At 62.2% G+C, this 22,135-nt stretch carries 18 protein-coding genes; 8 read left to right on the top strand and 10 right to left on the bottom strand.

Annotated elements, in window-relative coordinates; translation table 11 throughout:
• Positions 1-8: 8 nt before the first annotated feature.
• From M1E05_RS03970 to M1E05_RS03950, 5 genes are all read left to right on the top strand, one after another.
• The gene (locus tag M1E05_RS03970) at positions 9-884 is read left to right on the top strand and encodes a LysR family transcriptional regulator (protein WP_458112062.1); all 876 of its coding nucleotides are present in this window, start codon (positions 9-11) and stop codon (positions 882-884) included.
• 120 nt (positions 885-1,004) lie between these two features.
• A complete protein-coding gene (kdgD, locus tag M1E05_RS03965) occupies positions 1,005-1,919 on the top strand; it encodes a 5-dehydro-4-deoxyglucarate dehydratase (RefSeq protein WP_461164497.1) in 915 nt (304 codons plus the stop codon).
• Between the two features lie 45 nt (positions 1,920-1,964).
• Positions 1,965-3,566 (top strand): aldehyde dehydrogenase (NADP(+)), encoded by a 1,602-nt coding sequence (locus M1E05_RS03960; RefSeq protein ID WP_461164496.1) that lies wholly within the window; start codon positions 1,965-1,967, stop codon positions 3,564-3,566.
• Between the two features lie 156 nt (positions 3,567-3,722).
• Complete coding sequence (locus M1E05_RS03955) at positions 3,723-5,822, top strand: penicillin acylase family protein (protein WP_458112065.1); 2,100 nt, start codon at positions 3,723-3,725, stop codon at positions 5,820-5,822.
• Positions 5,809-6,402, top strand: a complete 594-nt coding sequence (locus tag M1E05_RS03950) for a GNAT family N-acetyltransferase (RefSeq protein ID WP_458112066.1) — start codon at positions 5,809-5,811, stop codon at positions 6,400-6,402. The genes M1E05_RS03955 and M1E05_RS03950 overlap by 14 nt, the downstream gene beginning before the upstream one ends.
• Positions 6,403-6,535: 133 nt before the next feature.
• Here M1E05_RS03950 and M1E05_RS03945 read toward each other — a convergent pair whose 3' ends face one another.
• From M1E05_RS03945 to M1E05_RS03900, 10 genes are all read right to left on the bottom strand, one after another.
• Complete coding sequence (locus M1E05_RS03945) at positions 6,536-7,225, bottom strand: DNA alkylation repair protein (protein WP_461164495.1); 690 nt, start codon at positions 7,223-7,225, stop codon at positions 6,536-6,538.
• A gap of 130 nt (positions 7,226-7,355) precedes the next feature.
• On the bottom strand, positions 7,356-7,853 hold the full coding sequence (locus M1E05_RS03940; protein ID WP_458112068.1) for an SRPBCC family protein: 498 nt from the start codon (positions 7,851-7,853) through the stop codon (positions 7,356-7,358).
• 14 nt (positions 7,854-7,867) lie between these two features.
• Complete coding sequence (locus M1E05_RS03935) at positions 7,868-8,200, bottom strand: ArsR/SmtB family transcription factor (RefSeq protein ID WP_458112069.1); 333 nt, start codon at positions 8,198-8,200, stop codon at positions 7,868-7,870.
• A gap of 45 nt (positions 8,201-8,245) precedes the next feature.
• Positions 8,246-8,461, bottom strand: a complete 216-nt coding sequence (locus M1E05_RS03930) for a hypothetical protein (protein WP_247040783.1) — start codon at positions 8,459-8,461, stop codon at positions 8,246-8,248.
• 327 nt (positions 8,462-8,788) lie between these two features.
• Positions 8,789-10,906 (bottom strand): glycoside hydrolase family 32 protein, encoded by a 2,118-nt coding sequence (locus tag M1E05_RS03925; protein WP_461164494.1) that lies wholly within the window; start codon positions 10,904-10,906, stop codon positions 8,789-8,791.
• Positions 10,907-10,954: 48 nt separating this feature from the next.
• A complete protein-coding gene (locus tag M1E05_RS03920) occupies positions 10,955-12,469 on the bottom strand; it encodes a glycoside hydrolase family 32 protein (protein ID WP_461164493.1) in 1,515 nt (504 codons plus the stop codon).
• A 6-nt stretch (positions 12,470-12,475) separates the two neighbouring features.
• Complete coding sequence (locus M1E05_RS03915) at positions 12,476-13,318, bottom strand: carbohydrate ABC transporter permease (RefSeq protein ID WP_461165184.1); 843 nt, start codon at positions 13,316-13,318, stop codon at positions 12,476-12,478.
• Positions 13,319-13,394: 76 nt separating this feature from the next.
• A complete protein-coding gene (locus M1E05_RS03910; RefSeq protein WP_458112072.1) occupies positions 13,395-14,348 on the bottom strand; it encodes a carbohydrate ABC transporter permease in 954 nt (317 codons plus the stop codon).
• 97 nt (positions 14,349-14,445) lie between these two features.
• Positions 14,446-15,744: a sugar ABC transporter substrate-binding protein gene (locus M1E05_RS03905; protein ID WP_458112073.1), complete on the bottom strand. Its 1,299-nt coding sequence runs from the start codon at positions 15,742-15,744 to the stop codon at positions 14,446-14,448.
• A gap of 151 nt (positions 15,745-15,895) precedes the next feature.
• On the bottom strand, positions 15,896-16,918 hold the full coding sequence (locus M1E05_RS03900; RefSeq protein WP_458112074.1) for a LacI family DNA-binding transcriptional regulator: 1,023 nt from the start codon (positions 16,916-16,918) through the stop codon (positions 15,896-15,898).
• A gap of 527 nt (positions 16,919-17,445) precedes the next feature.
• On the opposite strand from M1E05_RS03900, the gene M1E05_RS03895 reads away from it, so the two are divergent.
• From M1E05_RS03895 to M1E05_RS03885, 3 genes are all read left to right on the top strand, one after another.
• On the top strand, positions 17,446-19,041 hold the full coding sequence (locus M1E05_RS03895; protein WP_458112075.1) for a glycoside hydrolase family 68 protein: 1,596 nt from the start codon (positions 17,446-17,448) through the stop codon (positions 19,039-19,041).
• A 115-nt stretch (positions 19,042-19,156) separates the two neighbouring features.
• Positions 19,157-21,127 (top strand): glycoside hydrolase family 32 protein, encoded by a 1,971-nt coding sequence (locus M1E05_RS03890; RefSeq protein ID WP_461164492.1) that lies wholly within the window; start codon positions 19,157-19,159, stop codon positions 21,125-21,127.
• Positions 21,128-21,351: 224 nt separating this feature from the next.
• A complete protein-coding gene (locus M1E05_RS03885) occupies positions 21,352-22,083 on the top strand; it encodes a FadR/GntR family transcriptional regulator (RefSeq protein WP_458112077.1) in 732 nt (243 codons plus the stop codon).
• Positions 22,084-22,135 lie beyond the last annotated feature (52 nt).

Genomic DNA, 22,135 nt, shown 5'->3' with positions numbered 1-22,135 from the left:
AAGGTCCCATGTTTACCATCGAGCAATTGGCCGGCTTCGTGGCTGTTGCCGAGGAGCTCCACTTCGGCAGGGCTGCAGAGCGGCTCAACATGACCCAGCCTCCTTTAAGCCGTCAGATCCAAAAGCTGGAGAAGACGGTAGGCGTGGAACTTCTCACCCGAAACAACCGGAAGGTCGAACTGACTTCGGCCGGCGCAGGCTTTCTCGAAGATGCGCGCCGCCTGCTGACCCTCGTCCAACGGGCCCCACTGGCTGCCCAGCGAGTCGCTGCCGGTCACACCGGGCTCCTGCGGATCGGCTTTACGGCTGCCAGCAGTTTCAGCATTCTTGGGCCGTTGCTTGAGGAGATAGCGGAAACGATCCCTGAGGTGGACATCGATTTGCGCGAAATGGTCACCGGGGAACAGCTGGCGGGGCTGGAAAGTGGCGAGCTCGACCTGGGAATCGGACGGCCACCCTTCGACAAAGATCTGTTTGATTCGCGGCTGCTTTACCGGGAAGGCCTGGTCCTGGCGGTTCCTGACGGCCATCGACTGGCCCAGCTGCACACAGACATCAGCCCGACAGACTTCAAAGATGAACCCATCATTATGCATTCGCCCACTGAGGCGAGGTACTTCTACGACCTCGTGGTCAAGATGCTCCCCCTGCACCACGGCAACGTGGTTCACACGGTCAGCCAGATCCTGACCATGGTCTGTCTCGTCGCTGCCAAGAGGGGCGTGGCCTTTGTCCCACAGTCCACGGCGCTCCTGGGGGTGGCTGGAGTACAGTTCCTACCTCTGGAAAGTCAGCAGGCAGACCCTGTTGAACTCCACGCCATCTGGTCGCGCAGCAGCACCAATCCCGCGCTTACCCGGCTGCTGGCATCTCTGTCCATGTAAGAGCAGCGATACCCATAATGCATCATGAGATACAAAAAATGACTTAGACAGGCATTGCTGGCCTCAATAGGCTGAGGGAAACCAAGCGCCGCATCAGCGGGCGGACCCGGAGGACTTATTGTGGCCAACTACTCGCACCAGGAACTTGCAAACACACTCAAGGAGGGGCTGCTTTCATTTCCGGTGACATCTTTCGACGCGGGCTTGCAGTTCGATGAGGAGAATTACCGCAAGCATCTCGCATGGCAGGCCAGCTTTCCGGTGGCCGGACTGTTTGCCGCAGGCGGAACCGGAGAAGGCTTCTCCCTCACACCTGCTGAGTCGGAACGCGTGGTCCGCACCGCCGTGGAGGAAGTCGGCAACCTGGTTCCCGTCCTGGCATCGGCCGGAGGTTCCACGGCACAAGCTATTGAGAATGCCAAGGCCGCCGAGGCAGCCGGGGCTGACGGCATCCTGCTCCTGCCGCCGTACCTGACGGAGGCAGACCAGGAAGGGCTGCTTCACCACGTCAGCGCCATTTGCAGCGCCACGTCCCTCGGCGTCATCATCTACAACCGGGCCAACGCCATCTACAAAGACACCACCGTTGCCACCCTCGCCGACAAGCACGAAAATCTGATTGGCTTCAAAGACGGTGTCGGCGACCTCGAGCATGACGCCAGGGTCTATGCGAAGCTCGGCGACCGCCTCTTCTATCTGGGGGGACTCCCCACCGCTGAGACTTTCGCCCTTCCGCTGCTCCAGCTCGGCATGAGCACCTACTCCAGCGCCATGTACAACTTCGTCCCGCAGTTCGCCCTGGACTTCTACCAGGACGTCCGCAACCAGGACCGCACGGCCGTGAATCAGAAGCTGAATGAATTCGTCATCCCGTACCTGGATATCCGTGACCGGGTCAAAGGGTACTCAGTCTCGATCGTCAAAGGCGGCCTCGAGGCCATTGGCCGTTCGGCCGGCGGAGTCCGCCCGCCGCTGCAGAACCTTGCCGAGCAGGACCTGGCCGACCTCACTGCACTCATCGCCACTCTCTCCTGATCATCGCCGTCTCCTGACCTTCACTGTTTCCGAGGAGGAAGCCCCATGACGCTCACTGGACATTCACTTATCGCCGGGCAGCACGTTGCCGGCAAGGGCACAACAGCCTTTGGCTACAATCCCGCCACTAATGCGCAGCTCGAACCCGCCTACTCACTGCTCACGGAGGAGCAGCTTAAGGCTGCCACCAACGCAGCCGCGGAGGCCTACCCATCGTTCAGCATCCTCGACCCTGAGACCCATGCCGGCTTTCTTGAGGCCATCGCGGGCAATATCGAGGCCATCGGGGATGAGCTGATCATCCGCGCCGGCCAAGAGACGGGTCTGCCGGCAGCCCGGCTGCAAGGTGAGCGTTCCCGCACCACCGGGCAGTTGCGGCTCTTCGCCGATGTTGTCCGGCAGGGCGACTTCCGCGGGGTCCGGATCGATCCCGTCCTGCCTGACCGTTCTCCGCTCCCCCGGGCCGACATCCGCCAGCGCCAAATCCCGCTGGGACCGGTGGCTGTTTTCGGCGCCAGCAACTTCCCGCTGGCCTTTTCGACGGCGGGAGGCGATACCGCTTCTGCCCTCGCCGCCGGCTGCCCTGTCGTGTTCAAAGCGCACAACGCCCACCCAGGTACCAGCGAGCTCGTCGGCCAGGCCATAGCAAAAGCCGTCAGGGACCATGGGCTGCACCCAGGAGTGTTCTCCCTCATTTACGGCCCCGGCAGCAGCATCGGCCAGGCCCTCGTAGCGGACCCCGCCATCAAGGCCGTCGGCTTCACGGGGTCGCAGCAGGCCGGCATCTCCCTGATGCAGACTGCCGCTGCGCGTCCAGAGCCCATCCCGGTCTATGCCGAGATGTCCTCGCTCAACCCGGTCTTCGTATTTCCGGGCGCCCTCAACGGCTCCGCGGCACACATCGACGCACTGGCACAGCAGTACGTCACAGCCGTCACAGGAAGTTCAGGACAACTCTGCACCTCCCCCGGCCTGCTGTTCGCCCCCTCTGGTGAGGCAGGCGATAACCTTGCTGCCGCCGTGGGACGTGCCGTGTCTGCCCAGGCGGGCCAGACGATGCTCACTGAAGGGATCGCCGCTTCGTGGAACTCAGGCGCCGCGGCGCTCGGGTCTGCGGACCATGTGGCCGTCGTGGGACACGGCACCGAGGGCGGCACGAAAAATGCCCCGGCGCCGACCATCTTTGGCACGGATATCTCCAGCTTCGTGTCCAACCACATGTTGCACGCGGAGATATTTGGTGCCGCCAGCCTGGTGATTCGCTACAAGACCGCCCAGGAACTGATCGAGGCCACCAACAGGATGGAAGGGCAGCTCACCGCCTCCTTGCAGCTCACCGAAGAGGACTACCCGGCAGCCTCCCGCCTGCTACCGGCCCTTGAACAGAAGGTGGGCAGGATCATCGTCAACGGCTGGCCAACCGGCGTGGAAGTCGGCCACGCCATGGTCCATGGCGGCCCGTTCCCCGCGACCTCCGATCCAAGGACAACCTCCGTGGGGACCCTGGCCATCAACCGCTTCCTCCGCCCGGTCGCATACCAGAACCTGCCCCAGGAGCTGCTGCCGGCGCCGCTGCAGGACTCGAATCCCTGGCAGCTGAACCGCCGGATCGACGGCAGAGTGGAATCCGGGCAGGTCTTCGCCTAGGCGGATCAGCCGGTGCCTTGGGGCCTTTGTTACCGGCAAATTTTGGGAACGCTGAATCAGCACCCTATTCTGTGGTTAGCCAAGCCTTACCTAACGACTGTCCGGAGAATCACGTGCCTGCTGCCCCTGGCCGCCACCTGCCCTGTTGCCTTGCCGATGACGTCTGAGACGTACCGGGACCCGTGGGGAATCCCCCATCTTCGCGCCGGCAGTCCGAACAAACTGGCCTTTCTCCAGGGGTCCAATGCGGCCGCGGACCGCTCGTGGCAGATCGAGATGGAGCGTTGGCGCTCGGAGGGCAGGACTGCTGAGCACCTTGGAGTGGACGGCCTTCACTGGGACCGGTTTGCGCGGCGAGTACGGCTCGATGACACTGCCCGGCGCTGCTTTGAAAACCTGGATGCTGACACGCAGCGCTGGTGCACAGCCTATGTGGACGGGGTCAACGATGCCTTGAAATCCGGCCGTCGTCATGCGGCAGAGTTTGCCGCCACGGGCACAGCACCTGCTTTCTGGGAACCGTGGACACCGCTGGGGGTCTTCCTGGTTCATCACATCCTTTTCGGCACCTTCCCGAACAAGCTGTGGCGCGCTCACGTCGCCGAAACGATCGGTGCCGAGGCCGTGGACATTTTCAGCATCGAAGCCCCGGTGTGGGCCGGCAGCAACGCCTGGGCTACAACCGGCAACCTGACCGAATCTGGATCTCCGCTCATTGCCGGGGACCCGCACCGCCTGATGGAACTGCCCGGCGTGTACCAGCAGGTGCGCTTGGCGTGCCCGGAGTTCGACGTCGTCGGACTTGCCTTTCCGGGCGTTCCCGGCATGCCCCACTTCGGGCACACCGGAAGCGTGGCCTGGGCGGTCACGAATGCCATGGCTGATTATCAGGACCTGTACAGCGAGCAGCTGAAGCACGAGGGCAGCCAACTCCTGGCCCTCGGGCCGGAAGGCTGGAGCCCGGTCCGCGCTCATCATGAGGAAGTGATCAGAGTCCGCGATTCTGAGCGGGAAACAGTGGAAGTGATTGAAACCGACCGTGGACCGGTCATCTCCGGCGGGCCCGACGGCGGGGCGCTGAGCCTCCGTACGCCCTCCCGGGCAGCCGAAACGCTGGGCTTCGAGGCCCTCCTCCCCCTCCTGCTGAGCCGTTCCGTGGACGATGTGGAGGCAGCCCTGGAAAGCTGGGTCGAACCCGTCAACTGTGTCCTGGCCGCTGATTCCAGCGGGGCTGTGCTCCAGCTCGTTGCAGGGAAAGTCCCGGCACGGAGCCGGGACAACCGCGTCCGTCCGGTTCCGGCGTCGTCGTCCGAACACCAGTGGGCCGGAGCGTGGGAGAAGCTCCCCCGCTCCTCGGTGGCCGCGTTGGCTGTGCATGCCAATGACCGGGACGCCGGGGGTGGTGACAGGCTGGGGCTGGAATTCGCCCCGGCCCACCGTGCGCAGCGGATCCGGCAACTTCTGGTGGATCACCGAACAAAACCGGGCGGGGGCGGTTTAACCACGGCTACTATGCAGCGGATCCACATGGACTCTCAACTCGGTTCCTGGCCTGCCTTTCGCGGGCTGCTGCTGAGCCTCACTCCGCTGTCAGACACCGGCCGCGAATTCCGCGAGCGCCTTGTCGATTGGGACGGGCTCATGGACGGGGACAGTACGGAGGCCGGGGCCTTTGCGGCATGGCGGTCGGCCCTGGTCCGCGCGCTGGGGAGCGCCCCGGAGTTGCTTCCGCTCACGGCTGCCAACAGCCACTCTCCGCTGTTCGCGCCATGGCTGGATCCGGAGGCCCGCATCGGTTTCGCCCTCGAAACGCTCCTTGCAAAGGGGCCCGGATTCGGCGTCGACGTCGAACTTGCTGCGCGGCAGGCTCTCGAAGAAGTTGCCGCAGCCGCTCCGTCTGAAACCTGGGGAGCCAGCCACACAGTCCTTCCTCTCCATGCACTGGCGGACCACGGCTCGGCCGCTGCAGCGGCGCCCACGGTCCCCGTCACCCGGTTGTCCGGCGACACCGGCTGCGTCCTCTCCACTGAAAGCCTCCCGGGAGTTACCGACAGGTCGTTCCGCGGGCCGGTGGCCCGTTATGTCTGGGACCTTCAGAATCGCTCCAACAGCCGTTGGATCGTGCCGTTTGGTGCCTCAGGCCGTCCCGAAGACCCGCATTTCGCCAGCCAGCTGCCTCTGTGGGCTGCTGGGGAACTCATCCCCGTCGTCACTGACTGGGAGCAGCTGACCAAGGAGACCCATGACCCGCGCTGACACAGGCCTCCCGCTTTCTGCCAGGGGTTCAGTCTACGAAGAGAGCCTCCCTGGGCTGGGCCGTCTGCGGCTCCTTCCCCTCATCCCGGAAACAGACGCCGATCTGGTCCACAGCTGGGTGAGGGAAGAACGTGCCCGTTTCTGGGGCATGCGGAACCTGAGCAGGGATGAGCTGCGCGACATCTATCTGTTTCTGGACAGCCTGAAAACCCATCATGCCTACCTCATATCCGTGGAGGAGCAAGCTGTGGGGCTGTTCCAGACCTATGAGCCGCTTGAGGATCCGGTCGGCGAGGTTTATGAGGCCCGATCCGCCGATACCGGCCTGCACCTCCTGCTGGCTCCTGCCGAGCGACCGGTCCCCAACTTCACGCCCACCCTCATCGGGGGCCTGATCCGTTTCCTGCTCTCCGATCCCACCAAGGACAGGGTGGTGGCGGAACCCGATGCCCGGAACGCCAAGATCATCCAAAGGCTGCAGGGATGTGGTTTCGAGCCCGGCCCCAAGGTGCAGCTCGCCGAAAAGGAAGCCCAGCTCGTATTCCTGACCAGGGACAGATTCGAGTCCCGGACCGCCTAACACGAGGCGCCGACGCCGGGATCGCCGGAAACTTGCCTGGTCGCCGTAAGCTTCCGGCGACCCCGCAGTTTTCCGGCGACTTCGGTGCGAGGACCAGCCACGACCAGCCACGACCAGCGTTCAGGGCTGCGGGTCATATGTTCTTCAGCGCTTCCCGGCGGGACAACGGGCTGAGGTCTTCGCCATGCTCTGCAACGAAAGCCCGCACCCACTCCGGATCCGTCTTGGCGTATTCACGCAGTGCCCAGCCGATGGCCTTCCGGATAAAGAACTCCGTGTCCGCCAGGTTCGCTTTAATGACCTCGCGCAGCAGCCCGGTGTCTGTTTGGGCTTTTGCCTTCAGCTGGGCGGTGATGGAGGCACGCCTGATCCAGAAATCCGTGTCCCGGCTCCAGTTGCGGAGCAGCGCTGTCATCGTGGGACGGTGGGCCTGGAGCAGCCCGCCGATCCGCTCAGACACACCGTCAACGAAGTCCCACGACGCTCCGGTCCTGATGATTTCCTCGTACACCGGGAGCATCAGCGGTTGGTGCCGAGCCAGCCTTAGACCGGTGAGATCGATCGCGGCATAATGCTCTTCCCGGAAGATTGCGGTGCGCCAGAGTTCCAACACAGTCTCCCTCAACTGCTCCAGAGATTCGAACGGATGAGCGGCTGCCGCGGCAGTCGTTAGCCGCCGCACCTCGGGAACCCTGACGCCGAGGGACGGGATGGACGATTTCATGTAGGCCTGCGCCCCGGCGGCGCGTGCCGGGTCGCAACGCTCCGCCAGCCCCAGACGGATTGCGGCAAGGAGCTCAGTGTTAAGGGCTGGATTCACCATGCAGCCACTCTAGCCAGCAGCTGTGTACGCCAGACCGCCTTGCAACCGAGACGAAGGGAAGCGGACGACGGCGGGAAGTCCCGCCGTCGTCCGCTTCCTTCTGCTGTTGTGAGGGTAGGTAAATGCCTGGTCAGGTGCGGGCGTGTTCGGAGAGGATGGCGTCGATCTGGCTGACTGCCTCCTTCATTCCTTCCTCCATGCCCATCTCGACCATCTTCTCCATCTGCTCTTCGGACTCGAACGCGGAAGAGACGGTCATCCGGGTGCGGCCACCGATGTCCTCCAGATTGACGGTGGCGTGGGTAGTTCCCATCGCGTCGACCGGGGCGCCGTCGTCGTCGGCGAATCCGTCGTCAAACGCAAGACGCTTGGGGGCCTGGATGGAGGTGAACTGCCACCAGCCACGGGCTTTCTCCCCGTCTGGACCGGTCATGAAGTAGGCGGCCTTTCCGCCGGGCTGGAAGTCGAACTGTTCGAACGTGGCAGGCCAGGTGGGTGGACCCCACCAGCGCTCAAGCTGCCGCGGGTCTTCCCAGATCTGCCAGACGCGATCGACGCCGGCGTCGAACTCTGCGATCAGGGTGAAGTTCAACCCCTCGAGGTTCTTCGTGGAACTGATAACGGTCATTGCGGAATCCTTTCCTATCCTTCAGCGAGAATGTCTGCGATCCGGTCGGCACGCTGCCGCCAAATCGCCTCATATTCATCGAGCAGCCGACGGGCTTTCTGCAAGCCTTCACGATTGCCGCGCACGATCTGCTCCCTTCCGCGCTTCTCCTTGGTGACCAGGGAAGCCCGCTCCAAAACCGCCACGTGCTTCTGGACGGCGGCAAAACTCATGGCGTAGAGGGCAGCAAGACCGGAGACCGAGTACTCCCCCAGCGTCACCCGGCGGACGATGTCCCGCCGGGTGCCATCTGCGAGCGCCTGGAACAAGCGATCGACTTCGTCTTCACTCATCTGATCTACAACCATTTGGTTGTAGGATATGCCGGTGGCTGCGGGGTGTCAATGGGCCTTTTACTCGCGCCGTTCCTGGGTCAGTCCATAGGGAACGTCACGGCTGACGGCCACCGTGTAGCTGGTGTGGCTGTGCCTGGTGACCAGGATGCCATGGCGGCTTTCCTTCATGGCGTGTTCGCGGGCGATCTCGACGGCGGTGTTCAGGTCGTTTTCGACGGTGTGGGGATCGTGGGCAGTAATCTCCAGGACGATGTCCGAATGGCGCTTGATCATGGGGGTTCTCTTTCTCAACACGGAGAGTCGGGCGCTCGATGGCCACAGGCTTCCGGGTCCGGGCATAGCCGGGGAGGCGGAAGCGGTGGTTCCAGAAGGATTGCCCGGCATTCTCCGAATGCGTTTGCAGAAGGCATTTCTCCGAATGGGGCGGCCGGCCGAATTATCAGGCGGGCTGGATCGGCGGAAGCTTTTCTTCCTGCGGATCTGTAGTCAGTGTGGATGATGAGCAGCCAAGGAGCAATACGCAACCTGCAACAGTGAGGTTAAGAGTGTGTAAACGCCTGGTACCGACGTCTCTCTAACACCGGTACCAGTGAGGGTTTCTCAGTCGCTGAGCATGACCTGGTCCACCATCACATGGCCCCACTCACCGGTGGCGTCGTCGAGAATCTGGAACCGGGCCGTTTGGCCGGCAAGGTCTTGAACGTCCCACGAGACATGGCGCAGTGAACCGGAATTCTCCCCCGTTGCCGTCCGCACAGGCCGCCCGTTCACCAGCAGCTGCACCGAGGTCGCGGGCTCCAGGCCCAGGGGATGGTTGCCGCCCCCGAGCTGGAAGTGCAGGAAGTTCCGGTCAATCAGGAACTCAGGCGAGGTGATGCTGCCGGTGGCGGGATCGCCGGGGCCCACGAACGTGTCCGCGATCTTCGCCCCCACCCGTCCTGATGCCGACGTCGAGGACGGACCCGCTGTTGCAAAATCGCCGCTGGTGGTCCACCCGTCTCCCCAGGATGATCCCTCGAAGTCAGCAATCAGCCGGGCCGGCCGCTGCACCAGGTTCTCGAACTCAGTGACCGCGACGTTCGTGAAGCTGGCGGCCCCACCGCTGGAGTAGAGGTTGATACGGTCGTCGCCCGGGTTTGCAAAGACCTGGCTTGAATGAACGTAGCGGCCGTCATCCACAAAGACCTCTATGGTGGTGCGGTCCACCAGGATCCTCAGGTGCACCTTGTTGACGGTTGGATCAAATGGCGCCCTGCTTTCCAGCTTGGTCCCGGAGCTGTCCGGGTTCCCGGTGTGGCCACGGTTGAGATAGCTGAAGTTATCGAATATTCCGACGTCGGCATGTCTCGTTCCGTCCACAGAGGCCCGCAGCTGCAGGCCGATGTTCTGAGCCTCATTCCACGACACGTCCGCTTCAAGCTGGTACGACTGACCGCGGTAAGGAAGGGCCAGGTTCCCGTTAACCGTGAAGTCTCCGAGGTTCGTCACCGTGGTGGCATGATCAGCCAGTGCAGGGGTGGGCTGGGACACCAGGCTGTAGCCCGTCCCAAATTTCTTGAGCTTGATCTGGCGCACGATGGAATCAGTACCGTTGAAGCCGTCGGCCGTCCAGGTCGGCGTGGTGTGAGCGTAATGCCAGTTGTTCATCCATCCCAGGGCGAAGCGCTGCTCCGAGGGATTCGCGGGATCCTCCCACGTGACAGCGCCGTACCAGTCGAAGCCGTGGTCCAGCCACTGCGGGGTTGAGGCATCAGGGGTGAAGGACGTGCCGTTGAAGCTTCCCGTCCAGTAGGCAAAGGTGTTCGGGGCCCCGGTCAGGTAGCCGTTTGCGCTCAGGCCCATCACCCACTTTTCAGTACCGTCATCAGCGCGGATCTTGAACAGATCCGGACATTCGAGCATCCCCAGGTTCGGTTCGACGAACTCCGAGACACGCGTCCAGTCCTTCAGGTTTGGTGAGGTGTAGAAGCTGATCTTGTTCCCCTCCGCGATGAGCGCAACCCAGCGGGAGGCCTCAGGATCCCAGATGACCTTCGGGTCCCGGAAGTCGGTGCGCCCGCCGTTGGGGATCACCGGGGTCTCTCCGTAAGCATGGAAGTTGCGCCCGCCGTCCTGGGAGTACCAGAGGAACTGTGCCTGCGGGCCGGTGGAGTTCGCGATCTGCTGAGGCGTGGGGTGGTCCATCTGGGTGGCCAGCATGATGACGGCGCCGGCCCCGAAACCGGCCGTGTTCGCTGTGTCGACCACTACCGAGCCGGACCAAAGATCGTGGTTGGCGTTCGTTTTCTTCTGCGCCGCGACGCCCTGGTCCTGGAAGGCCACGTTGTCCGCCGTCGTAGCCAGCCGCCATGCTGTACCGATCTCGGTGTCATAGTCCGCGTTGTACAGGTAGTAGTAGTGGAACTTGCCGTCTATAAAGACCGGGCGCTGTGGATCGTTCTTCCAGTGATCGGGAACAGTGAAGTGATAGGTGTCCCGGTAGCTTGGTTCGCCCGCCCCCTCCATAGCAGGAGCCTCAACAGTAGGAGCCAACGAAGCCGCAACGGGGGCAGCTGTTGCAGAAGGGACGGAAGATCCAAGGACCCACACCCCCGCCGCCACCAGCCCAACCGTCACCCCCAGCGCGGCCAACCTCCCCGAAAAGCTGCGGCCCGCCCGCCTCCAGCCGGTTACCCCGCCAGCGGCCCCCCAATAACGTCGCCGTACTCCAGTCACCATTGACTCCTACTGTTGTTTTGTTGTCCCGAAGCGGGACTGCTTAGGCGGTCAACGCACGACGGCGAGACTCACCAGGGTTCCGCCGTCGCCTTCTGCGAACAGGCCGACGACGGTGCTTGAGTTGGCTGGAAACACCAGATCGGTGATGGTGGCCAAACCGTCCTGGGCGAAGACCTCCACCGAGCAGCGGTCCACGAAGATCCGGAGCCTTAACCGGCCGTTCTCCAAGGGCACACTGACCCGCTCCACAGAAGGGAACGTAGCGTCGAAGTCCACGTTGCCCGATTCGGTCCGGTCCAGGCTGAGCTCCCCGGTTGCGGCGTTGTAGGCCACGACAGTGCGTTCAGCAGGGTTCAATCCCGTATCGGCCCGGAGCACAAAACCCACTTTGCCGGCTGGGCCGGGCTCGAACTCGGCATCAATCCGCAGCACATCGCCGTGAGCCTCAGCGGGAAGCCAGGTCACCCCTTCCGCCAACGGCTGCCGGTCCAGGGCGAACAGTTCCACGCCGGGCTCCAACAGGAATGGATCCACCGCCTCCTGTACCAGGACCGGGCGTCCGCCGCGGGAGACAAGCCTGACCTCACGGGCCAGCGACATCGCGCTCCGCCAGCCGTCCGTGGGGGTTGACGCGGCGTACTGCCAGTTGTTCATCCAGCCGATCATGAGCCGGCGCCCGTCCGGCACATTGCTGAAGGACACGGACGCGTAGTAGTCCCGGCCCCAGTCGAGCCAGCCGTACTCAGCCATCCTGCTCTTGTCAGGCTGCAGGCCTTCGGTGACAGTTGTCTCGGAACTGAACGTCACGCCGTCGAACGTTCCAATGAAGTACTGCCCGCCGGAGCCCCCGGCGATGCCGCCGGGGCTGAGGTTGACCACGAGAACCCACCGGGTATCTGAGACGTCACCGTCAACCGGCAGTTCAAACAGGTCCGGGCACTCCCAGATTCCTTCGGTGGCATTGGCCGGGCCGAAGGTGCTCAGGTGCTCCCACGATTTCAGGTCCGCTGACTTGTAGAGCAGCACTTCGCGGTGGAGGGCCTCTACGGCGACCATCACCCAGTAGCCGCCGGCGTCGCCGTCGTACCAAAACACCTTAGGGTCACGGAAGTCCGCGGACGCCCGGTCAAGCACCGGATTCCCGGCGTACTTGGCCCAGGTGGCGCCGTCGTCAGTGCTGTAAGCGAGGGACTGGGCCTGACGGCCCGCAAGCGGTGAGGTCCCCACATAGGCGCTGGTATAGATCGCCACCAGCGGAGGAACTCCCCCGGCGCCGAAGCCGCTGGTGTTGTGAACATCCAGCACCGCCGAACCGGAGAAGATGCCCTCCTGGTCATCACAAGGGATGGCCACAGCGTGCTCTGTCCACTGGTTCAGGTCCGCGGAGGTGGCATGGCCCCAGGACATATTGCCCCAGTCATCGCCGAACGGGTTGTGCTGGTAGAAGAGGTGGTAGGTGCCGTTTGAGTAGATGAGTCCGTTGGGGTCATTGAGCCAGTTGCGCTCTGCTGAATAGTGCCATTTGGGCCGGTACTGGTAGTCGAGTCCGGTGGTTGTTTTCATGAAGGTTTAGCCCTTGACGCCGCTGGAGGCGATGCTGTTGATGAAGGAGCGCTGGAACGCGATGAACAGGATGACCACGGGAACCGTGATGAGTGAGGCGTACGCCATGACTTCGCCCCAGGAGACGTTCAGCTGGAAGAAGTACTGGATGCCGATCATGACCGGGCGGAGCTCCTCAGACTGGACCACCATGAGCGGCCACAGGTAGGAGTTCCAGGCGGGCAGGAAGGTCAGGATGGCCACCGTGGCGGTGGCGGGCCCGGCCAGGGGCATCACCACCTGGCGGTAGATCTTGAACCGGCCGGCGCCGTCGATCCTTGCTGCCTCATCCAGTTCCTTCGGGATGGACTCGAAGTACTGGTGGTAGAGGTAGATGGAGAACGCGTTAGCGATGAACGGAATGATCTGGACCTGATACGTGTCCAGCCAACCCTTGGAGAACTCGAGGCTGAAGCCGTTGAGCTCGAAGTAAGGCAACTGGTTGACCCACCACACCAGCGGCAGCGCCAGGGTCTGGAAAGGCACGATCAGGGTGGCGAGGATCGCGGTGAACACGATGCGCTTGCCGCGGACTTCCATGCGGGACAGGGCGAAGGCACAGAGGCTGTTGATGAAAATGCCCAGCACAACGGTGATGGCAGAGATGCCGATGGAGTTCATCAGGAAGCGGGCTGCCGGGACCCGGTCAAACACGGCTCCGTAGTTGTCGAAGGAGATGTTGCCGATGGGCAGGAATGCGGCGACGGAGGACATGTCGCCGAAGATCTGCTGGTCCGGTTTGAGCGAGGACACCAGCATGAACACGATTGGAAAGGCTGCAACGACGGCGAACAGGATTCGCACAGCCATGGTGCCGGCGCTGCTGAGGGTTTTGGAAGCGAGAGCCTTGGTGCTGAGGCTCTTGGAGGTGAGAGTCGCTTTCACGTCAGTCCTTCTCTCGGGTCAGGTAGCGCTGGACAGCGGAGATCAGCAGCACCAGGACGAAGAATACGAGCGAGATGGCTGACGCGTAGGAGGTTTCCTGCTGCTTGAAGCCGGAGCGTACCGCCTCGTAAATGATGGTGGTGGTGGAATCGAGGGGCCCGCCCTGGGTCATGACGCTGACTTGGTCGAAGAGCCCGAGGGCCTGGATGGTGATGGTCACCAGGATCAGGGTGCGGGTGTGCTTGAGGCCCGGCCAGGTTACGTAGCGGAACTGGTGCCAGCGGCTCGCGCCGTCCAGCTGGGCCGCCTCATAGAGTTCGCCGGAGATGCTTTGCAGGCCTGCGAGCCAGATGATCATGTGGAACCCGGCCGCCTGCCAGATGGACAGGATAATAATGGCCGGCATGGAGGTTGCAGGATCATTGAGCCAGTCCGGGCCTTGGATGAGGCCGAAGCTGAAATTGGACAGCAGCTCGTTTATCAGGCCGTCCTTGCGGTACATAAACAGCCACAGCAGGGACACCACCACCATGGACGTGACCACGGGAAGGAAGTAGAGCGTGCGGAAAAAGTTCACGCCACGGAACTTCTTGTTGATCAGCAGAGCCATCGCCAGGGCCAGTCCGGACTGGACAGGCACCACTACAACGGCGAAGTAGCTGACATTCAACAGTGAGCGCCAGAACGTGGGGTCCGTGAACAGGCGGGCGAAGTTGTCCGTGCCCACGAACTCAACAGGCCGTGGTGAAACGAGCCGGGCATTGGTGAACGCCAGACCGAATCCCATGATCGCCGGGAGGAACACGAAGGCGAGCAGGAGAGTCGCTGCCGGGGCGATCATTGCCCAGCCGCTGAACTGTTCACGGAGGTGGCGGCGACGGCGGGGTTTGCCGGGGGCAGCGGTGGTTGGCACTTCCGGGCTGGAAGGGGCTGCGGGAAGCTGGGTGGTTGTCATGGGATTCTCCGTTGACAGTGATGTTGGGGCGCAGGGCCTTGGGGTACGACGACGGCGGCAGTTGCGTACCGTCGTCGTCGTACCGTTTGGCAGCTGACTAGTTCTTGTAGCCGCCGTTGGATTTGATGTTGGCGTCGATCGCCTTGACGGCCTTGTCCAGCGCCGTCTTTGCGTCGGCACCAGCCAGGATGTCCTGGACAGCCTTGCCGTATTCGGTGGCAATGAACGGGTAAGCCGGGGTTTCAGGACGCATCACCGCGTACTCGCGGGAGAAGTCCATGAAGATCCGGCTGGCGCCGCCCTCGGCATACTCGGGGAGCATCGCTGCGGCTTCCTCGGTGGCGGGGATGGTGCCGGTGGCCTTGGCTACGGCAGCGATGTTTTCGGCCTTGAGGGAGTAGGAGAGGTAGTCCATGGCTGCCTCAGAGTTGGCGCAGCCGCTGGTTACGCCCCACTGCCAGGAGCCGCCGCCAACCTTTGGCCCCTTCCCCAGGTCAACCGTCGGCATGACTACGAGGTCATCTTTTACCGCTGTCATGGCCGTATCTGCAGCCCAGGAGCCGGTGTAGACAATTGCGCTCTTGTTGTTCAGGAAGTCCTGAACGGAGTCCTTGCCGCTCTTGGTGGCCATGAAGCCCTGGTCAGCCAACCCGCGGAACCACTTGGCCCATTCGATGGCCTCGTCACCGTTGAGGGCACCATCTGCGGTCTCGAACCCTTCGCGGTTGACCAGGTCCCCGCCGAAGGACTGCAGGAACGGCGAGTAGGCGTAGGGCAGCCATTCCCCGGTACCGGCAGTGCCCATGTCCAGCGGGTGCTCCCACTTGCCGAGGGCCTTGAGCTTGGTCAGCGCTTCCTGGAATTCGTCCTTGGTCCACGGTTTCTCGACTGTGGCGACGCGGACACCTGCCGCGGCGAGGTCGGACTTGCGGGCGAGCATCGCCAGGGAGACATCGTAGGTTCCCACCGCGTAGGTTTCGCCCTCCCACTTGGCAACCGTGCTAGGCAGGTTTTTGGAAAGGTCCGCATCAAGCTTCAACGGTGAAAGGTACTTGGCCCAGGCCCAGTTGGGTACGTTCGGGCCGTCGATGTCCACAATGCAGGGAAGATTCCCGGATGCTGCAGCCGAGACTACGGAGTCGTTGTAGGAGTCCTGCGGGAACGCCTGGACCTTGATCTTCGCCTTGGCATTAGGGCTCTTGTTATAGGAATCCACAACGCCCTCGACGGCTGCGAGCTCTTCCGGGTTGCCTGCGTTATGAGTCCACATCGTGATCTCGTTGGAGCCCTCGGAGGAGGATGACGCGCTGCCTTTGCCGCAGGCGCCAAGGGTACCGACGAGGGCCGCCGCAGCTACACTGGTGGCCAGGATCCGGGTGAATCGCTTGTTCATCATGGTGAATCTTTCTGCTGATTTGTGCGTGGAGGATTGCCCCGGGTCTGTGGGGGACGCGGCCGGTGCAACGGCTGCGTCCCTTTCTGCCTCCCCGGGGGTGAAGCTGTTTTTGCTGTGCTGTTTGTGTTGTGCGTGTTTGAGCGGCTAACGGCTAACCTGGCGGCGGGCCGAGCGACCCCCGCTCAATCAGGGGGCAGTCCAGTTGCGTCTGGACCGCGGGGTTACCGGGGTTCTCAATATCGTCCAAGATCCGGTTGACCGCCCAACGGCCCATTTCGTAGTGGGGAAGGGCGACTGTAGTGAGCCCCGGCCACAGTGCGTCCGCAATGATTTCGAGGTTGTCGATCCCAATAATGGAAACGTCCTCGGGTATGCGAAGCCCCAAAGCCAAAGCCGCTTGGTAAGCGCCCATGGCAACCCTGTCGTTGAAGCAGAACAGTGCAGTAGGACGATCTTTCTGGCCGAGAAGCTCAAAAGCAGCGTCACGGCCTCCCTGGGTGTGTGCCGTTCCAATGACATAGGTGCTGGGATCATGCTCCAGCCCGTGCCGCCGCAAAGCGTTAAGGAAGCCCTCCCGCCGGCCGTGCGTGGCGGGAATGTCGTCCCTGTTGTTGATCATCCCGATCCGGGTGTGGCCGGCGTGGATAAGTGCTTCAACAGCTGTCTCGGCTGCGCCCACCTCATCCGGAACAACAGAGGAAATGGATGTATCCTCAGTGACTGCATCCAGGAGAACGATGGGAAGCCCGGCCAGTTGAGTGGGGACCTGTGCACTTTGGTGGTACATCCTGGCGTACAGTACGCCATCCACCTGGTGTTGCTGAAGCATGCTGATTTCACGTGATTCCAGCTCGCTGTCAAAGCCCGAGTTGACCACCATCACCACATAGCCACGTTCGTAGGCGGCATCCTGAGCCCCGCGGATCATGGCACCGGCAAACGGTGTTGTGGTGATTTCATCACTTACCAGGCCAAGGATCTGGGAGCGTTGATTCCGCAATCCGCTGGCCAGCCTGTTCGGGGCGTAGCCAAGGTCTTTGGCCACTTCCCGGATATGTTGCTGTGTTGCCGCCTTGACCCGGAAGCTGGTGGCGTCATTAAGGGCATGGGACACAGTGGTCACTGAGACCCCGGCAGCTTTCGCCACCTCACGGATTCCCACCTTCGTCGTCATTGACTTCCTTTGCAAAACGTTTTGTATTTCGTGTGAGCCACGCTACACAAAACGTTTTGCATTTGTCAACGAATACTTTTCGGTGTCCTCACAAGCACTCGGCAGCAGGCCCGTCGTGAAGCCGCGAAAACATCATGCAGGGGGTCCCTGTGACCAAGCCGACAACTGGCCTTGGATCCATAGGCTAGCGCTTTTAATCTTGTGAATATTTCGACATATTTGACCTTTCCACCCATTTTGTGCAACGCGCGTAAAGAAGAAAGGCGCAAGCGCTTACACTTCTCGTCGGAATCGCCCAGAAACCCGATGTAAAGAGGTTTGAAAGCGATTGAGAAGCGTGCTTAGGGTGTTGACAGGCGCAGCACAGGTAACCCCAAGCGGCCTATGGCAAGGGCCGAAAGACCCTTCTCTCCCAAAACAAAGGCGTCCCTGCGGCAGCTCTTTAGTCCTGGGGCACTGGAGTTTTGAAACCGGGCATCCGCCCATCTTCCACGAAAACTGTCTCAAACTCCGCGAGAAGAGAATTCATGAATAAGCATCCCCAACCGCCGCGAATGCAGCTTTGGCGCCCCGCCGCACTGGCGCTGGCCGCAGCCGTAGCTGCCTCCACGTTCTTGGCAGTGCCGTCGGCACAGGCCAATGAACCGGCAGATCCGCCCGTCGCAGAGCAGATGCCGGCTCCTACTCCCGGTTTCCCGCTCCCCACCGAGCACACGCAAGAGGCGCATGATCCGGCGTCGGACTTCACCTCGAAGTGGACCCGCGCGGATGCCAAGCAGATCATGGCGCAGAGCGACCCCAATGTGGCTCCGGGCGAGAACTCGATGAGCCCTGCCGTCACCATGCCGGAGATCCCTGAAGATTTCCCCACCATGAACGAGGACGTCTGGGTGTGGGACACGTGGTCCCTGACGGACGAAAACGCTAACCAGATCAGCTACAAGGGCTGGGATGTCATCTTCTCGCTCGTGGCGGACCGGCACGCCGGCTACGGCTTCGACCAGCGCCACTGGAACGCCCGCATCGGGTACTTCTTCCGCAAGACCAACGCTGATCCGGCCAAGGACAAGTGGAACTACGGCGGACACATTTTTGCTGACGGTGCGTCCATCGGCAACACCGAGTGGTCCGGCTCAACCCGCCTGATGCAGGGCAACCACGTCAACGTCTTCTACACGGCCACCACGTTCTACGACGTGGCCGAGCGCAACGCCGGAGGCGGCGGAATCGCTCCCGATGCAGCCATCGCGAAGGCGCTGGGCAACATCCACGCCGACAAGAACGGCGTCACCTTTGACGGTTTCAAGCACACCAAGCTGCTGGAGCCGGACGGCAAGATGTACCAGAACAAGGCCCAGAACCCGGGCTTTGCTTTCCGTGATCCCTACACCTTCGAGGACCCGGCTCACCCCGGCAAGACCTACATGGTGTTCGAAGGCAACACCGGCGGTACCCGAGGCGAATACGAGTGCAAGGAAGAGGACCTGGGCTACAAGCCTGGCGATCCCCACGCTGAGAACGTGAATGAGGTCAACAGCTCCGGCGCCTACTACCAGACGGCGAATGTTGGTTTGGCTGTAGCTGACAACAAGGACCTCACCAAGTGGTCGTTCCTGCCTCCCATCCTGTCTGCCAACTGCGTCAATGACCAGACTGAGCGTCCGCAGATCTTCATCCAGAATGAAGGTGGCAAGAACAAGTACTACCTCTTCACCATCAGCCACCAGTTCACCTACGCAGCAGGCATGCGCGGTCCCGACGGCGTCTACGGCTTTGTGGGCGACGGCATCCGGTCCGACTACCAGCCGCTGAACAACAGCGGCCTGGCACTGGGCTCACCGACTGACCTGAACCTGCCGTCAGAATCACCGGAAAATCCGACTCCCCAGCAGAACGGCCGCCAGTTCCAGGCCTATTCGCACTATGTGCAGCCCGGTGGCCTGGTGCAGTCGTTCATCGATAACGTGAACGGTGTCAGGGGCGGCTCGCTGTCTCCGACCGTAAAGATCAACTTCCGCAACGGAATCTCGGAAGTTGACCGTTCCTTTGGCCAGAATGGCCTCGGCCCGTACGGTTACCTTCCTACCAACGTCAAGGTTGGCGGAGAAGGCCTGTACAAGTAAGGCACAACAGCCGGGTTGCCGTCCATTGACGCAAACCGCTAACAAGTAATGAGCGGGGGCGCCGGAAACGGGGTCCCCGCTCCTTTTGCCGGTATCCGGTCCTAGCTGAACGGCCATGATGTCCGAAAAATTCAAACTCACGCCGCTCTCAGGCAAACGGAACCTCTGGATTGCAGTTGCAGCGGCTGCCACTGCCCTGGTGGTCGCAGTGGTGGCCTTCATCGTGAGCGTTCAGACACCAGACGACGCCGAGAGCCGGGCAGAGACCGCCCTCGATTCCGTTGCCACCGCGCAGGCGGATTTCAAGAGCTCCCGGGGAACCTATGGCTCGTACTGGTTGTCGGGCGGTGACCGCACCCTCGAGTCAGGACAACCCCTCCAGGCCGCCGGAGTGGAGGATCTCCGCAGCATCAATTGCGCAGACGGCTGGGTGGCAGCTGCCCGGATCGGCAGCGACGTCTTCCTTCGATCCAGCCTTGACAAGTCAATGGAAACTGCAGGAGTCGGGGAGGTGCGGCGCCCGGACTGTATTACCTCTGTTGCCGTGGATGCCATGCTCACTGACCTTGGCAGAATCGACCGGTCGCCGGCCCCGGGAACGAAACCCGAGCGGCCTGCCGGATCCTCGCAGTACCGCCCGAGCTACCACATCACTCCGGAGCGGAACTGGATGAATGATCCCCAGCGCCCCTTTTTCCTCAATGGGCTCTGGCACTACTACTACCTCTACAACGCCGACCATCCCCAGGGCAACGGAACGGAGTGGTACCACCTCACCAGCAAAGACCTGGTGACGTGGAAGGACGAGGGCGTTGCCATCCATAAGTACAAAAACGGACTGGGCGACATCGAAACAGGCAGCGCCGTGGTGGACTACGAGAACACCGCCGGCTTCGGAAAAGACGCCGTCATCTCAGTGCTGACACAGCAGGACAAGGGCGTCCAGCGGCAGTCGCTTTTCTATTCGACCGACGGCGGGTTCACGTTTTCCTCGTACGAAGGAAACCCGGTGATGGAAAACCCCGGAGCTGAACACTGGCGCGACCCCAAGATTGTCCGTGATGAAGCAAACGGACAGTGGCTGATGATCCTGGCCGAGGGCCACAAGCTGGGCATGTACACCTCGAAGGATCTCAAGAGCTGGCGTTACGCCTCCGGTTTCGAGCGGTCCGGACTGGGCATCCTTGAATGCCCTGATCTTTTCCAACTGGACGTCGACGGCGACCCCGCCAAGCGAACGTGGGTCTTGGCAGCGAGCGCCAACGGATCCGAAGAAGGAAGAACCACGGGCGTCGCCTACTGGACCGGGAGCTGGGACGGAACAAAGTTCACCCCTGCGGATGAGAAGCATCAGTGGCTGGACGCCGGCTCCGACTTTTACGCCGCGGTTACTTGGGATGATCCCAGGATTACCGACGGCCAGCGGATGCAGTCCAGGCAGGCTTTGGGCTGGGTGAACAACTGGGACTACGCCCGGAAACTTCCCACTGAGGACTGGCAAGGAGGCATGGACTCCATCATGCGGGACATCAGGCTGAAGACCGTGGACGGCAAGCCGGCTCTGGTCTCAACGCCCTCCAAAACCCTGGCCCGCCTCGAAGGGCAATCGTCGTCGTCGGGCCCGGAGACCATCACCCCGGAAGGAACTGCCGGACTTCCCTCCCCGCAGGGCGGCGCCTACCGGCTGGATCTGACCATTGAACGCGCAACTAAAGCGGGCGACGGCGGCAGCGACGGATCGGAGGCCCTCCTGCAGTTTGCGAGCGATGAAGCAATATTCGCCACGGTGGGCTACAACTTCCACGACGGGGCCGCGTTCGTCACGCGCGAGCAGCCCGCTGATGGTGACCTTGGCCCGCTGTTTACACAAAGACGCACCGCCTCCGCTCCAGCCAGGAACGGCAGCGTGGACCTGACCGTATTCGTAGACCACTCCTCGATTGAAGTGTTCGTCCACGGCGGGGAACAGACCCTCACGTCACTGGTCTTCCCCAGGTCAGAGGAGCAGGACATCAAGCTGGTGACCGGCGGAGGAAACCTCACGCTGAAAGGGCTTACCCATACCCCGTTGTCGTCTACGCGCTGAGCAAAGCACGGTCACGAAAGAAGCGGGATCAGGCGCTCCGTTTTCCGGAGCTGGGACGGGCCTCGTCCACGTGCGCTGGGAGCAGGCAGGGCACGACGTCGAACCCCGCCTCGCGTATTGCCGCCATGCTAGCCAAAGTCCACCATGAGGTTTGTGACGTAAGCCACTTCCCCATATTTAGGTACCCCTTTGACAGGAGGCTGTGGGGGTGCCATAGTCGAGGCATGGAGAACCTGTTGGACAGCTGGACAGCTGGACAAGACCGTGTGGTCCGCGTTGGTGCGGCTGAAGCGGTTTTTGCGTCGCTTCGGGGTGCCATCGAAGGCGGGAAGATCCCTGTCGGGACCCGCTTGGACTCAGAAGCTTCGCTCGCCAAGCAATACGGCGTGAGCCGCACTATGGTCAGGGAAGCCCTCCGCTCCTGCACCGCCCTGGGATTGACTGCCACGCATACGGGCAAGGGAACCTTTGTCATCGCCGACAAGGTTGCCACGGACCTTAAGCTCGGTAAGTACTCGGCCAGTGCCCTGGTGGAGGCCCGGCCACACGTGGAAGTGCCTGCCGCAGGACTCGCCGCCCAGCGCCGCAGCAATGAAGATCTTGAAGCCCTTCGGGAAATCCTTCGGGAAATGTCGGAAGCTGATGATCTCCATCAGTGGGTCCTCCTGAACACCGAGTTCCACGTGACCATCGCCCGCTGCAGCGGCAACGGCGTCTTCGAATCATTCCTCTCGGACATCTGTGACGCGATGGCTAACCAGTCAAACACGCTCAACCTCGTGGCTGACCGCCGCAAGGAGTCAGGTGACGAGCACGCGCGCATTTTCGATGCGATCGAGCGCGGGTCGGCAGAGGAAGCCTCGCAGGCCATGAGAATGCACTTGCACGGTGTCGAATGCGCCCTCGGCACCATCATCCCAGGGAGCGAAAACTCCCGGGCCAACCAAATGGCCTGACTTTGCGTTCCGGGCCGGCCCCAGCTCATACCTGAACTTTTGTCTTACCTGC

Source organism: Arthrobacter sp. R4-81 (assembly GCF_054792365.1).
The sequence above is the reverse complement of the archived record's forward strand: the minus strand, read 5'-3'. Positions and strand labels throughout refer to the sequence as shown.

What these genes read in the sequence shown, in the direction of transcription:
- M1E05_RS03970 (WP_458112062.1), top strand. Translation starts at nt 9, where the DNA reads ATGTTTACCATCGAGCAATTGGCCGGCTTCGTGGCTGTTGCCGAGGAG.
- M1E05_RS03960 (WP_461164496.1), top strand. Translation starts at nt 1,965, where the DNA reads ATGACGCTCACTGGACATTCACTTATCGCCGGGCAGCACGTTGCCGGC.
- M1E05_RS03955 (WP_458112065.1), top strand. Translation starts at nt 3,723, where the DNA reads ATGACGTCTGAGACGTACCGGGACCCGTGGGGAATCCCCCATCTTCGC.
- M1E05_RS03950 (WP_458112066.1), top strand. Translation starts at nt 5,809, where the DNA reads ATGACCCGCGCTGACACAGGCCTCCCGCTTTCTGCCAGGGGTTCAGTC.
- M1E05_RS03945 (WP_461164495.1), bottom strand. Translation starts at nt 7,225, where the DNA reads ATGGTGAATCCAGCCCTTAACACTGAGCTCCTTGCCGCAATCCGTCTG.
- M1E05_RS03940 (WP_458112068.1), bottom strand. Translation starts at nt 7,853, where the DNA reads ATGACCGTTATCAGTTCCACGAAGAACCTCGAGGGGTTGAACTTCACC.
- M1E05_RS03935 (WP_458112069.1), bottom strand. Translation starts at nt 8,200, where the DNA reads ATGGTTGTAGATCAGATGAGTGAAGACGAAGTCGATCGCTTGTTCCAG.
- M1E05_RS03930 (WP_247040783.1), bottom strand. Translation starts at nt 8,461, where the DNA reads ATGATCAAGCGCCATTCGGACATCGTCCTGGAGATTACTGCCCACGAT.
- M1E05_RS03925 (WP_461164494.1), bottom strand. Translation starts at nt 10,906, where the DNA reads ATGGTGACTGGAGTACGGCGACGTTATTGGGGGGCCGCTGGCGGGGTA.
- M1E05_RS03920 (WP_461164493.1), bottom strand. Translation starts at nt 12,469, where the DNA reads ATGAAAACAACCACCGGACTCGACTACCAGTACCGGCCCAAATGGCAC.
- M1E05_RS03915 (WP_461165184.1), bottom strand. Translation starts at nt 13,318, where the DNA reads ATGGCTGTGCGAATCCTGTTCGCCGTCGTTGCAGCCTTTCCAATCGTG.
- M1E05_RS03910 (WP_458112072.1), bottom strand. Translation starts at nt 14,348, where the DNA reads ATGACAACCACCCAGCTTCCCGCAGCCCCTTCCAGCCCGGAAGTGCCA.
- M1E05_RS03905 (WP_458112073.1), bottom strand. Translation starts at nt 15,744, where the DNA reads ATGATGAACAAGCGATTCACCCGGATCCTGGCCACCAGTGTAGCTGCG.
- M1E05_RS03900 (WP_458112074.1), bottom strand. Translation starts at nt 16,918, where the DNA reads ATGACGACGAAGGTGGGAATCCGTGAGGTGGCGAAAGCTGCCGGGGTC.
- M1E05_RS03895 (WP_458112075.1), top strand. Translation starts at nt 17,446, where the DNA reads ATGAATAAGCATCCCCAACCGCCGCGAATGCAGCTTTGGCGCCCCGCC.
- M1E05_RS03890 (WP_461164492.1), top strand. Translation starts at nt 19,157, where the DNA reads ATGATGTCCGAAAAATTCAAACTCACGCCGCTCTCAGGCAAACGGAAC.
- M1E05_RS03885 (WP_458112077.1), top strand. Translation starts at nt 21,352, where the DNA reads ATGGAGAACCTGTTGGACAGCTGGACAGCTGGACAAGACCGTGTGGTC.